General features: G+C 58.8%; 13 protein-coding genes. 8 read left to right on the top strand and 5 right to left on the bottom strand.

The features are described from left to right. The first annotated feature begins 46 nt into the window (after window positions 1–46). The 5 genes from ACR81A_RS04300 (at window position 47) to ACR81A_RS04280 (ending at window position 2,011) form a co-directional block, all read left to right on the top strand. Entirely contained in the window at window positions 47–367 is a 321-nt protein-coding gene (locus ACR81A_RS04300) for a hypothetical protein (protein WP_440312748.1), read from the top strand. A gap of 55 nt (window positions 368–422) precedes the next feature. Further along, window positions 423–824, top strand: coding sequence for a TraR/DksA C4-type zinc finger protein (locus tag ACR81A_RS04295; RefSeq protein ID WP_440312747.1), 402 nt, complete (start codon window positions 423–425; stop codon window positions 822–824). Between the two features lie 166 nt (window positions 825–990). Then, window positions 991–1,560 (top strand): recombinase family protein, encoded by a 570-nt coding sequence (locus ACR81A_RS04290; RefSeq protein WP_440312746.1) that lies wholly within the window; start codon window positions 991–993, stop codon window positions 1,558–1,560. Next, window positions 1,557–1,784: a hypothetical protein gene (locus ACR81A_RS04285; protein ID WP_440312745.1), complete on the top strand. Its 228-nt coding sequence runs from the start codon at window positions 1,557–1,559 to the stop codon at window positions 1,782–1,784. The genes ACR81A_RS04290 and ACR81A_RS04285 overlap by 4 nt, the downstream gene beginning before the upstream one ends. Next, window positions 1,781–2,011 (top strand): hypothetical protein, encoded by a 231-nt coding sequence (locus ACR81A_RS04280; RefSeq protein ID WP_440312744.1) that lies wholly within the window; start codon window positions 1,781–1,783, stop codon window positions 2,009–2,011. Before ACR81A_RS04285 ends, ACR81A_RS04280 begins: the two co-directional genes overlap by 4 nt. Here the strand turns inward: ACR81A_RS04280 and ACR81A_RS04275 are convergent. From ACR81A_RS04275 to ACR81A_RS04255, 5 genes are all read right to left on the bottom strand, one after another. Continuing rightward, entirely contained in the window at window positions 1,998–2,210 is a 213-nt protein-coding gene (locus tag ACR81A_RS04275) for a hypothetical protein (protein ID WP_440312743.1), read from the bottom strand. The genes ACR81A_RS04280 and ACR81A_RS04275 overlap by 14 nt on opposite strands. Window positions 2,211–2,585: 375 nt before the next feature. Next, window positions 2,586–4,400, bottom strand: coding sequence for a sigma-70 family RNA polymerase sigma factor (locus tag ACR81A_RS04270; RefSeq protein ID WP_440312742.1), 1,815 nt, complete (start codon window positions 4,398–4,400; stop codon window positions 2,586–2,588). A 480-nt stretch (window positions 4,401–4,880) separates the two neighbouring features. After that, window positions 4,881–7,712, bottom strand: coding sequence for a CshA/CshB family fibrillar adhesin-related protein (locus ACR81A_RS04265; protein WP_440312741.1), 2,832 nt, complete (start codon window positions 7,710–7,712; stop codon window positions 4,881–4,883). A gap of 275 nt (window positions 7,713–7,987) precedes the next feature. Continuing rightward, window positions 7,988–9,505 (bottom strand): SpaH/EbpB family LPXTG-anchored major pilin, encoded by a 1,518-nt coding sequence (locus ACR81A_RS04260; protein WP_440312740.1) that lies wholly within the window; start codon window positions 9,503–9,505, stop codon window positions 7,988–7,990. Between the two features lie 186 nt (window positions 9,506–9,691). Next, complete coding sequence (locus ACR81A_RS04255) at window positions 9,692–10,648, bottom strand: class C sortase (RefSeq protein WP_440312739.1); 957 nt, start codon at window positions 10,646–10,648, stop codon at window positions 9,692–9,694. A gap of 644 nt (window positions 10,649–11,292) precedes the next feature. Here ACR81A_RS04255 and ACR81A_RS04250 point away from each other — a divergent pair. The 3 genes from ACR81A_RS04250 (at window position 11,293) to ACR81A_RS04240 (ending at window position 13,245) form a co-directional block, all read left to right on the top strand. Next, entirely contained in the window at window positions 11,293–11,514 is a 222-nt protein-coding gene (locus tag ACR81A_RS04250) for a helix-turn-helix transcriptional regulator (RefSeq protein WP_440312738.1), read from the top strand. Between the two features lie 114 nt (window positions 11,515–11,628). Then, a complete protein-coding gene (locus tag ACR81A_RS04245) occupies window positions 11,629–11,844 on the top strand; it encodes a helix-turn-helix transcriptional regulator (RefSeq protein ID WP_440312737.1) in 216 nt (71 codons plus the stop codon). After that, entirely contained in the window at window positions 11,845–13,245 is a 1,401-nt protein-coding gene (locus ACR81A_RS04240) for a tyrosine-type recombinase/integrase (protein WP_440312736.1), read from the top strand. Window positions 13,246–13,292: the final 47 nt, after the last annotated feature.

Genomic DNA, 13,292 nt, shown 5'->3' with positions numbered 1-13,292 from the left:
TTCTCCCGCTTGACAGCCCTCAGTTCGTCCGTGCGATCATCAGCTCATGAGCGCCGATGACGCTGATCTTCTAGAGCTGCACCTCGCTGCCTGCGTTGCCCAGCTCGCTTGGTGTCTCGTCCCACACGAAGAGCCGCCTGCTGATCTTGCACTTCTTGCTCGCGCCATGATCAGCGACGCAGCGAAAGCGTTCTCTGTACCGACAGAGGAACTGCCTTCTGTGACCCAGTTGCTCTATGAAGCGCGCCCCCGGGTTGTCTGGCGCGGCGAAGTGGACGCCTCGGAACGCACGGAATGGCAGGGCGAGCGCATCCAGGAGGCGTGGGCGGAGCTGCTGGAATACCGAGAACTGGCGGCGCAGGAGTAGACCGCGCATTGCTCACCTGCTCGTAGCGAAAGACGCTGCGGCAGAAGGAGCAGCGATGTCCACCGGCCCCACCCCCGAGCAGCTTGACGAGCTCATGACCCCGCGGTTGCAGGCACTCCGGCGCGACCCGCGGCCGGCTGCGTTCGACTTACCCGGCGGCTGGTACCAGATCGTCGCTGATCTCGACCGAGAGCTTGAGAAACACTCGTTCTGGTTCCGCTACTCGCAGATCAAGGCCGACCACGGCGAGCTGATCGTACACCTCGACTACGCCGAGAACATGCCCGGTGACATCCGGTGGCGCGTCCAAGAGCTGACCGCCCGGGCCCGTGAGCGTTCGGTCACGATCTGCGAGGAGTGCGGCGAACCGGGCGAGCAGCGCATCCATCAGAGCTGGTGGGGAACGCGCTGTGAGGTCTGTTTCGCAGAGCACATCGCAAGCCGGAGCCCGCAGTGAGCGCTACCAACGTCCGCATAGCGCCACGCCACCGGTCAGTTCAGTGGACTACCTATACGGACACCGCTCCGCGAGTCACCGGTTCAACCACATCGACACTCCCCTATCGTCCGTTTGGCGATCGGCTTACGGTCACTGACGTAACCGCAACGGACGGAGGTAAACCATGTTGATCGGCTACGCCCGCGTCTCAACAGCAGACCAGGATCTGACGGCGCAGCGTGATGCGCTGATCAAGCTCGATGTCGCTGAGATCAACATCTACACCGACCATGGCCTCACCGGCACCAACCGTGAGCGGCCGGGGCTCGAACGAGCGCTGGCGGCGGTGCGTCACGGCGACACCTTGGTTGTGACGAAGCTGGATCGTTTGGCCCGCTCCGTACCTGACGCGAGTGACATCGCAGCTGAACTCGGTGCACGGGGCGTCTCCCTCTCGCTGGGTGGCGCGGTGCATGACCCGAGTGACCCGATTGGCAAACTGTTGTTCTCTGTGCTTGCGATGGTCGCGGAGTTCGAGGCTGACTTGATCTCCCAGCGCACCCGTGAAGGCATGGCCGTCGCCCGCGCCAAGGGCAAGTTGCGCGGCAAGCAGACGAAATTAACCAGTGCGCAGGACAGGCATATCGCCGAGCTGCGCGCCGGCGGGATGTCGATCACCGATGTAGCGGGCCTCTTCGGGATCGGCCGCGCATCGGTCTACCGGGCAATCGAACGAACGGAGGCAGCGCAGTGAAAGTTGGAGGCTATGACCACGTCGCCGGCGTGCATCGATTGGCGGCGGTCGCTGAGATACTGCTTGCTACCGGCGTGACAATTGAGCAAGCGTGCGAGGGGATGCAGATTTCACGCGAAGAACTGGGGCACCTCATGGAAGTGATGGTTCAGGATCGTGCGTTGGTATTAGCAGCTCGGACGCAGATCACAGGGATCAAAGACCAGCAGGAGGACACGCAATGACGAAGAAGATCGAGGTACGGGACAGCGGCACCGTCATCGGTTATGTCGTCGAGGGCGGCACGTGGACCGATGCGCCCGGATTTAGGTCAACCGACATCCTGCTGCGCGGCGGCACCTACGAGCAGATCGAGCGGCTCTTTTACCAGCGGTCGGAGTACCGGAGCCCCGAGGTGTCCGAGGGGCGCACGTACCAGGACGACTACTCGTTCCACTTCAGCGACGAGTAGCGCGTCGGGCGCAAGGCGCGAGGCGAACCGCGCCATCCACCACCTCTAGCTCCCAGTCGGTACCGAGCGCCGCGACGCCCGCCCGCCAGTCACTGCCGAGCGGTTCTGGGTCGAGCAGGTGCCGGCAACCGGTGAGATGGACGATGCCGTATCGGTCGGCGTCAGCGTCGTCCATCTCGATAGTGAACTGAGTGCGCATGGAGATCCACCTCTGGCGGCCGCGCGGTGCGGCGTTGTACAGGGAGGGTAGGCGCGATGTGGCGGGCGCTAGGCACATTCAGCGCCGTGACCGTCGCACAGTCTCAGTCTTCCGCGGCAAGCACCGACTGCAATCCATAACTGTTTGCGGAACTCGCGACGCAGGGTGACGAAGCGCACCGAGCCTAAAGAAACTCATGCGAGTGTCGTCGCCAAGTTCAGTGCGCCCACCAACGTCAATTCCAATTTGTCAATCTGTTGAGAATGCTTAGCAGGCAACTGAGCGAATCACGCGATGATACTCGGCGTCCAGCCCATGCAAAAGTGCGTTGTCACCGCCCTGGGGCCGTTCTTTCATCTGCAGAGTGCGTCAGCATCAATCCGTAAGAACTCTCCACCACACTCGCCTCGGGCCTTCAGACGTGTTCCCTTGCCAGTAGCGCAGATCACCGAGCGAGGACCTCGGAAAGGGGACGGTGAGGGTTACTTCGCCTGGCGCCGTAGGTGGATGGTTTGATGCCAGCGTGCCCTGACCTGTGGATTCAATGTTGACGACTTGGTTCTTCGTTGGGGCGGCGAGTCCAGTCACGCGGATTGTGGTCTCCCCTGCTCCGCTCGCCTCGACCTCGATACCGAGGCCATTCCCCACTGCATAGCTGCCGACAACCACTTCGTCGTCCAGGAAATCTTTGCCTTGAAACGAGTACGACTGCTGTCCCGTTACAGTGAGTTGCCCCAGGAGCGTCGCTGGGGTGAACACCCACCTCCCTTGTGCATCAGCAGTGACTTGCTGTTCGTAGGACTGCCCCAGCTCATTTGTGACTTGAAGTTGAATGGATGCGTTCGGCGCCCCAGAACCGGCAAGGCGCGGATAGACTCCAATTTCCACGCCGTCAAGGGGCGCTGCACTCAGGTTTGCAGGAGCCTCCGGCGGGTCGACGCCGTCTGTGTCGTCAGTGCCATCTGAGTTTGCGTTGCCATTCGCGTTGGCCGTCCCGTTGGAGTCCGCCGCGCTATCAGCGTCAGCGTCTGCCTGAACACCCGTCGCAGCGCCACTTCCGCCGGATTCTTCTATGTCGTTCGGTTTCGACTCATCCTGAGGGACTTCCTTTGAGGGGATTGTTTCTGTCTCAGCTTCCTTCACCCCGGATTCGGTAGAAGATTTCTGAGTGACAGGCCCCACGACCGGCGGAGCTTTCCGCTCAGCAGGCATGCCTAATGAGAAAGCGATAGATGTAGCAAGCACACCTGCTGAGATCGCCGCAACCGGCAAGATCATGGCCTTCGTGGCTCCGCTCCCGATGAGCCCTGCTTTCGCCTTCGCTAAGCCGACAGGGTGAGACGCCATAGCGGCAGACGCATCGAAAACGGCAGCACTTGCAGGTGCCGCGGAACTTGATTGCAGCCACGCGGCATAGCCTGTTGCTGCGGAGCCTCCGATCAACGCCGGTAGAAGGACAAGCGCAAGACGAGAATGGATATGCTCTGATTCCTCAGCGAGTATCGCGCATCTGGGGCAGTTCTCGAAGTGTGTTGAGAGTTTCTTGCGGGTCGCTGGAGTAGATTTGCCTCTGGTGATTTGCGGCAGCTTCTCAACAACCCACTGGCAGTCCGCAGACAGGCCAGCTTCTGGTTCCAGATTCGCGGCGATCCAGGCTTGTTTAAAACCTTCCCTCGCACGTTTCAAGAGAGCTGAGGTCGCGTTTTCATTCATTCCCAAATAGGTTGAGAACTCGCGCACCGGCAGATCTTCCACGTCACGGTACCAGAGCACTTCCTGCCATCTCGTGGGAAGGGTGGTGAATACCTGCTGCGTGAAAGCGCTTCCGAGGACCTTCCCGGCGGTATCGGGCAACTCGGAAGCATGTGATTCAAAGACGCTGTCGTCACTGCCTGTGATTTCGTCGCTGCTGCGGTTCCGCGCCATGTTCGTCGCGACGTTCCTGGCCGTCATAATTGCGTAGGCCCTGAACGCGGTGTTGGGTCCGCGGCCAGCTTGGATCTGCTGCAACACCCGAAGAAATGTTTCCTGCGCTACATCGTCAGGATCGAACCCAGTGAAGCAGCGGGTGGCCACAATCACTGCTGGGGCGTGCCTCTTCCATAATTCGGCGTACGCATCGCCGATGCCACTCCGGGTGAGCTCTACGAGGGCCATGTCGGACGCCTGAGTGAGGTCGATGCTCTTCACCGTGCTTACTCTCCTCTTCACCAAAGTCTCACCGCTGAGTGCTCCAGCTAGCAGACTACAGATAATTACCCTTAGTTCACCAATGTGTGACTCGTGAAACTATTTATTAAGACGCGTCAGATTTTGGTGTCACGTGTTGTCTCAATACATGTAGGCGGTTTTGTTGCACCACCACCCCCTAACGTGCAGCAGGCGTCTACATCGTGCGCTTTCGTTGAAGCTCTGTTTTCTTCGTTCAAACTGAAAAGCACACGCAGCGCCTTCCCATTGGATCTTCCCCCATCCGGTCCAGTGGGAAGGCGCTTTTTATTTTGCGACACGGAAGTAAATGGTCGCGCCACCTGCGTGGCACATCCGTAAGGCAGCAGCGCCGGGTTGCCCCCGCAAATGAAACCTCGAGCCAGAACTTTCGGCCAAAGAACTAATCGGGTCTGCACCATCAATGGAGCAGACCCGATTAGTTCCCAATCACTCTCTCAACTAGCCGATGCTCACTCTGGAGCGTCGGCGCTGGAGCGTGAGTGCAATCAACAGCAGCACTCCGATCCCTCCAGCCCCGAGGAAGATCGCAAGAGTCCCCATGCCGCCCGTGAGGGGCAGCTGTGGGACTTCAGCCTGTTCGTTCTCGATATCACCAAGGTCGATATGAGAGTTTTCCACGGTCACGATAATCGGATCGGTGAGCAGTTCATACCCGGCTGGAGCTTTCGTTTCTTCCAGTTGATACTCTCCGGGAGCAATGTCTTTAAGCTGGAACTTCCCGCTCGCTGCATTCATATCTGGCCCAGCACACGGAGCGCTTTCGCAATCGATAATTGCGATCTCTTGAGCGGTAATGGGAGAGCCATTTTCGTCCAACGGGCTGAGCTTCCATTCGGAACCAGCCAAAAACTCGTCCGTTGCCTCCGCAGCGACCTTGTTCCAGCTCAAATCATAAGACAACTTCTTATTGTAGATCGTGCACAGGACTGACTGACCTTGAGTGGTCTCGAAATCAAAACCAGGATGTGATTGAGTACCCTCATACCCACCGACCCCTACAGTCCGATCCGTTGAGACATCGACACATACGGCGTTCTTTGATTCAACCGGCACAACCGCGTAGCCCGGCTGCTGCACCTCTGCAAGTGCAATGTTTCCACCCGCAGTGCTTCCGCTGTAGGTAGCTGTGAATGCGGCTTGGCCGTTCTCATCTGTCGTGACGTTCTCAGGTGTAATGGAAACGCCTTGTTCTGGCGTCCAGTCCTCGGGAACACCGAACTCCCAGTCATCGCCAGCAGGAACCGCGCCTTCGATGGTCCCTTCCGGGGCGTCACTTGGAACCAACATCTTTTGAACGATGATCTCTGAGTATCTCGGCAATTCCACGTCGACCTTATAATCTTCCACTTCACCTGAAGTTGTAGTCAGGCCCTTAGCAGGAATATCTACGATCGAACCATCTGGATTCTCCTGGTTGGTGATGCGAACGCGCATGTAGGTTGGCGCGCTGTCGGGGTCCCCTTCCACGGATCGCACAGCATCATCAGGAAGCATCCAGATCAGCTCGGCAGTGCCGTTCTCACATTTGATTTGGTTGCTCTTGTCGGCTGCATCAAACTCGCCATTCCGGTTCCAGTCGATCCAACCTGCAACATCGCCCGGGCCGGCGCAGATGACACTTTGTGAGAACGTCATCCCACCGGAGTTCTCAGTGGGAACAATGGTGTTCTTTCCGTTAGAAGTGTTGGCAAAAATTACACCATCCTCATCATCAACGGCATTGTTATCATCCCAATCTGCGTCGACGGAATAGTGTGCTTCAAGTTCGCCGTCGATCTCATTCCCCAGGATGGTGTTAGGGGTGTCCATCGTCGTGACCTGATTCGCATTTTTCATGGCCGAAAGGTTGTGCGTGGACTGACCGGAAACGTCACCACCTTGCCAAGTGGGCTGGAAGAGTGCCGCTGCTGAACCATACGATTCCGGTGCATCTCCGAAGTCCAGAGAAATGATAGCCCCCAGGGCGACAGCACCTTGCCCACCTCCTCGGACCTCTACTGCGGCGGAAGTTGATCCTTGCAAGAACATAACTGACGCTGGACCCTGCCCCCCGGCGGGGAAGGTGGGGAGTGTTGCGCATTGGATTCCATCTGAACGGAACCTCATTGTGTCACCAGCGTTCAGGAATTCTGCCACGGAATTTGTCGCACAGCCGGCTGTCTTGTACGAGTCAAGTAGCTTCCAGGACGGCTCTTGCGCGGCTGAGCCATTCGGAGTCACCGAAATATACTCGCGCTGCGACCCATTAAATGTTCCGTTAGCGGGGTACCAGTTATTGGACTCGGCATCAGCGAACACGAGCCCTTCGAGCGGAACGACGGTAAAGTCATCGGTGCTTGTCGAGCTCGTCAGCTGAGGTGCTGTTGCTGAGTTAATCAGCCAGGCACCGCAGTCGAACTGAAACTCAATCGTCGCATCGAATCGACGTTGCGAAGTGTTGTTCGCCCACTCATCTACTGCGATCGCATTCACAAGAGTGTTACTAAAGCCTGTGCCGCCAACGTTATAGAGGTTGCTGAGTGCGTCGCCGCTCCAACTTCCTGACACGTAGGACTTCAGCGGGTTCGCAGGACCGGCCGGGTTTCTCCCGCCAGGTCCTTCACCCTGAAATTGCGGGTAGCCGATCGGGTATGCAGGTGTCTTATCTTTTACATTGGATATTTCACAGCGAGTAGATATCCAATAATCTGCGCCTGCAGCGGTTGGCTTAGTCCATGAAACGTCGCTGTTATTGTCGATTCTGCGGTTCTTTTGTCCCCACTCAGCCCAATCAATTACATCGCCGTACCGACCGATGCCGCCGGTCGCCACCATCCGTGGTCCAACAGCACTGGTTGCAGGTGCGGAAGTGTCCCCGGCAGGCACACTGGGAACCTCAGCGTCCGCGGGCTCATCGGTTTCCGGATCAACAGCGTCTTGGGCAGGGGTAGAAGATGGATGAGTTTCATCCGGTCCTTCGGCTTCACCATCCTCAACAGGAGCATCGTCCTCAACGCCTTCTTGTGGTGTAGATGAGTCAGTTTCAGATGCTGGGTCGTCCTGAGCTTCGGTTGGTTCCGAAACGTCATTGGGTTGCGTGGTCTCTAACTCAGTATTTTGGGAAGCTGAGGTTTCCGGGGCCAACGCATTCGCCATATCGACGCTCAGGCCGGAGCCTGTCAGCAGCCCTGAAGCAAGAAGAATTGATAGCCCCACCGCGGCCGTGCGGCGAGCATTGTGCAGCGGGTGTTTCTGACAGCGATGCTGACTTGTTGATGATGTTCCAAGCACTTAAAGTTTCCTTATCATCATGAGCTTGTTAAGGGCAGCAGCCCTGGGGAAGAACGTGGAGCCCTTGAACGCATGGTCTCAGGCACTCCACACTTTCTCCGCTAGTGGTCACATGCGCCAGGAGACGAGTCCGTGACGAGACCTGCAGACGTTGGCGCATGTGACCACCGCTTTCCATGGTTGCTGTCAGGACTCAGGGCGAAAGATAGCGCCGTTCTGAAGCAATCATGTTGTGCGGGGACTCACTGCGAGTCCCCGCACAACATGTGTGTGAATTAGTTGTCGGCCGACTGGCGGCGACGGTTCATCATGACGAGTCCAACCGCGACAGCAATCGCAGCCGCACCACCCGCGAGGAGGAGCATCTGGCCGGCAGCACCGGTCAGCGGCAGCTCGGGAACGTCCTGCTGCGTGTTCACAATGTCAACGTTGTCGGAGATCGTGGTCTCACCGATCTTGACAGTTACCGAGGTGAACGGATCCGAGGGGAGCACGTAGCCGGTGGGGGCTGCGGTCTCCTTGAGGACGTAGCAGCGCTGCTGCGCGTCAATCACCGGGTTAACGCTGTCGCTCACGAACAGGCCAGAGATCGAGATGACGCCGGTGCCGGCCGAGGTGAACTCAGTCGCACCGTTGACCGTTACGGGGTCGCCCGTGGCCTCGGCTGTGGAGCAATCAGCAGCGTACGGATCAACTGCGTTGTACACCTCGAAGACTGCGCCGTTCAGGAGGCCTTCGTTGCCGGTGGTACCTGCGGCACGCTTCTGCACAGCGAGGTTGCCCCAGTGCGTTTCAACCTCGTTCGAGGGAACCGGAGGGTTCGTGCTCGGGTCAAAACCGGGGTTGTTGGGCCACAGCTCTGCCTCGTTCGTGATGGTGCCGTTGCCAAGCGTGGTCACGGTTCCCGCGAAGATGACCTGGATCTTCTTACCAGCCTGCGCGTTCGGGCCCTCGTTCAGCCACGCGAGACCTTCGGCAGTGAAGTTCATCGTGATCTGCTGGCCAGAAACAGTCAGCTCGTAGTACGACGCATCAAGTGCTGCGCCGTCAACTGTGACTGCCATGTCGGCAGCGTCGACCGGAGTCAGACGTGAATCGAGGGTGTCTCGGATCGCGAAACCCGTCCAGTCCTCACCCGTCGTCGGGATGGGGGCGGTCACCGGGAACTTGACGACGGAGCCAAGGCCCGTCTCCTGCTGCTCCTCGATCGACTTCTCGATCGTTGCTTCACCATTCTTGGGGAAAGCGTGTACGTCATAAACCCAGCCACTTTCGTGCGGCATCGGGATCGTGACGATGAACGGTGAGGCCGAATCAATAATGTTCGCAGGAGCGGACGTCTCACACACCTGGTACGCGCCGATAGGCAGGGCAACATTTGCAGCGCCCTGGTTATCGGTTGCAGGCAAAGCGATCGGCGAGCCGAGCGTGAGACCGGCAGGCGCGGTGCAGCCATCACCGGGAGTGAGCCCAGCGAGCTGATCCCAGTTTGCTGCTACGGAAAGGTCAATTGCCTCCCCATCCTTGAGCAGCGGGTACGCCGTGAACACGACCCCTGCAACCGGATCAGTAAAGTCACCATCGGCCGGCGCCTGGCTAATGTCGCCTTCCTTCGGAGTGACCTGGTGCAGGTACTTGTGCACGGTCAGCGACCCTGTTTTGTCAAAGTCAATGTTGCCGTACTCGGCGGGTGCCGCGAAGGCAGCGCTACTCGCGCCCATGAACGCCGTCATTCCTACCGCTGCTGCTCCCAGCATCGCCGCTAGGCGCCGCCCTGTATTCCGTTCAGCCATCTGAACTTCTCCCTCTCATAAGTTAGGACCGCATGGTCCCGATAAATAAACGCCTGCACCAAAAGAGTCGGCGTCTAGTTATGGAGACACTAGCCCGGAACACAATCTGACGCCCGTTACGTTTTCGTTACATTAACTTTTGTTGACGAGTTGTTCACGTTGCCTTCGTGCGAAAAAGTCACCACTTTAGGCCGCAGTATGAGCTGCGTCTTGTGGAGATTCATTGGGGCCAGATGCGCTCCGAGCGCGACGCAACGTCACGATTCGTGCGTCCGCAAAGCCTTGACGCGCACAGTACCCAGCAACCAGGAGGACGCCAACGCCACCAATCATGGCCCACCAAGGGAAACCAGGAATTGCTGGAGCTTCACCTGCGGCCTGAATATCTTTGAGAGGCGTTGGAGTGATGCGTTCTCCAGTTACGACGATGCGATGGGAATTAATGCCGAGCGGCGTGCACGTAATCAGCGTCACGAGATCTTCCCCCGGTACCGCCCGCAACGAACTGGTCTCAGTCGGTTCAATGACTTCCACGTCAAAGACCCGGTAGGTGAGCACGTCCCCGAGAACCTCGACAGTGAAAGTATCCCCTGACTTCACTTTGTTCAGGTTCGTGAACATCGTCGAGTTCGCAAGCCCGCGGTGTGCAGTGACCACTGAGCGAGTTCCTTCCCCACCTACCGGCAAATGCGACCCCTCGAGATGCCCGGCCCCTCGCAGCAGCGTCTCGTCGGATGTACCGTGATAGACCGGCAAATCAACATCGATACTGGGGACTTTGATTCTCGCCATCAACCCTTCACTGTTTGCTCTGAGCTGTTCGTCATAGTTCAGTGCAGCGTCGGAGCTATTCCCCGTGCCGACGGGCACATTCCCACCGGCTTCGAGTCGAACACCGGAGGTCAAAGCGCTGTTGTACATTCGGGCCGCCTCAAGCTGTTGCTGGGGGCCCGGAGAAAGAGACTCCAGATCCGTGTTCGAGATCACCTTCGACTGGTTATACGAAGATAGCCATGAAGCCGTCATTGGATACAGGCCGGCCACCATCCCACCGATTGCCAAAACCACAATGAACCACGTCAGCACACTCGGACGCCAAGTGACCGCCTTGGCCTGGATTTTCACTTGCCCGGATCTTCCCATGACACCCATTCTCACCGACATCCTCCTGCAGGGAAGCCCATATGCGTTCCAGCCTATGAAGACACTTCACGATCACAGAATATGACGCGCAATCGTCGCCCAAGCCATAACTAGCTCCTATTCACGGCGGCGGGAAACCTGTCAATTGTCCGTTTCACACCGGTGCCCCTTTAGCACCCCGTGTTTCGAACTGATCCCCAGCCGAGCTAATTTCAACCGCTCATGTAAACCCCGCATACTCCCGCCTTCAACCAGCTGTCGACATCTCTACCGAGGCGGGTCGGTTGAGTAATCCAAGCGTGACCCCAAGTCATTCAAGCACCCTTTGAGCTGTCGTCTTCTCGAACAGGAGGATTCGCAGACTCTACGCCCTCTAACCAACCGTCGCGCGTGACGTAGCCCGATGAGGTGCTGCTAGAGCTGCTTGATGACCTACATCGTTGACCAGCCCCCATCGAATCCTCACAGACTGCGGCGAACCTCGCCGCAAACAACGAAATGGCCCAGATTTTGGAAGAGATCTGAACCGTTTTCGTGATTCGGGAGCCTCACAGTTCGTGAAACACCCCGCGTCATTACCGACCCTTATGTGTCTTTTCGAACGGTGCTAGCACCCAGTGAGCACCCCGACGAAAGGCATGAGCATGGCCGCGACGACCGACCGATTCCTCTCCATCTCCGAGACGATGGAACTCACACATCTCAGCCGCCGCACGCTCCGCGAGTTACGGGCGCGGCCTGACCACGGCGGGCTGCCGTTCTACAAGCCGACCGGTGCCAAGCTCGTGCTGTACCGCGAGCGTGACGTTCAGCAGTGGCTCGAACGCGGGCTCGTACCTGCGCCCGACGAGCCGGAGGCTGCGTGAGATACCGCGCATTAAGAATGCGACCCACGCACTGAGGAGCCCCCTATGTGACCGGTCAGGCCGCATTTGTAGCACCAGACAACACGAGACCCGCGGCCCCGAAAGGAAAAGACCATGGCCGCACCAGAGCCCACCCCACTCCACGCAGCGCCACAGCTGCTCACCATCGACGAGCTAGCCGAGCTGCTGCAGGTCAGCACCTCGACAATCTACTCACACCGCTCCCTCGGTCTCCCACTGCCGCCGGCGGCGAAGATTTGCGGGCGGCTGCGGTGGCGACTGTCAGATGTAGAGGCATTCATCGCCAACCAGTTCGCGGAGGCCGCGTAAATGGCAAGGGCCTGGATCGTTGACCTCTGGGTGAAAGACGCGAAAGTAACGCTGCCAGACGGCACCAGCACCAACCTCTCTCCTACGTCGGCGCAACTACGAGCACTTGCGAAGCTCCCAGATCACTTCCGCACCGCAAAGTTCGGTGTCGGGAGCCGCTGGCGCGTGGTCTGGCATGAGGAAGACGATGCAGGCAAGCAGCGTCAACGCACGAAACATTTCGCCGCGAAGAAAGACGCGGCGGCGCTGGTCTCCGAACTAGAGGACGACATTCGCACCGGGCGTTACATCGACCCGTCGCAGCGTGAGCAGCGTTACGCTGTGGTCGCGGAGGCTTGGCTCGCTTCAAAAGCACGCATCAAGGACGCAACATGGCGACGGTACCGCCGGGAACTCGACACATACATCCTGCCGAAGTGGGGCACGGTGCGGATTGGTGCCATCAAACGTCAGCAGATCGATGAATGGGTGCAGCAGCTGCTAGCTGGCACCGCTCCGTACGATTTCCGCGGTGAAGGGAACCGTCGCCCGCGCACCCAAGGGCCTCTCGCACCGTCGTACGTGCAGCATCTTGTCGGTGCGACTTTCGGTGCAGCTCTCCGGTACGCCGTCAGCGAGGGGTGGCTTGGCCGGAACCCTGCGGCGAAGGTTGAGCTGCCTCGCGCCGAAGAATCCGAGGATGATCTCCCGACGCTCACCTACGCGGAGATCGAACTGCTGGCGGCGAGCGCAGCGGCACCGCGCAGACGAAAGAACGGGCACGAGGACGTCGCCCCTCCCGCCGATGACAGGTTACTTCTTCTGCTGCTGGCATATAGCGGGCCTCGAATCGGAGAAGCGACGGCGCTAAGAGTCAAGAACCTCGACCTCGGTAACTCACGCGCCCGTATCGCCCGCACATGGACCGTTGATCGCGAGGGGTTGCGTGTGCTCGGCCCACCGAAAACCTGGCAAAAGCGTTGGCTCCCAGTTCCACCGTTCCTCGTGGAAGAACTTCGGGCACATGTGCAGCACAAGCAACCCGACGACTTCGTGTTCACGAGCTATCGCGGTGGCGGGCAGACCGCTATCGACGGCGGGAACTGGTACAACCGAGTCTGGACGAGACTCCGCACAGAGTCGGGAGTCGCCGCTGGATTCAGCGTGCATGACCTCCGCCACGTAGCCGCGACCCTCGCTATCGGCGCGGGTGCTGATGTGAAGCTGGTGCAGCAGATGCTCGGACATGCTGACGCTACGGAAACGCTCAACACATACGCGCACCTGTGGCCGGAGAAGACTGGCGAGGTGCTCAGCCTGGTCGCAGCGAGGCGGGCGGAAGCGCTCGGAGAGGCTACGGAAATGCCGGGCAGAGACAAGCCTGATGCTGCGTCTGAAAATGTCATCGTGACTGAAACGTGACTGCACCATCAAAAACGAAAACAGCCCCGGTTAGAAACTAGCTCTGA

Origin of the sequence: Leucobacter chromiireducens, from assembly GCF_051993095.1 — a bacterium.
Lineage (GTDB): Bacteria > Actinomycetota > Actinomycetes > Actinomycetales > Microbacteriaceae > Leucobacter > Leucobacter chromiireducens.
Note: the sequence above shows the minus strand (reverse complement) of the source record. Positions and strands in the feature narration are given on the sequence as shown.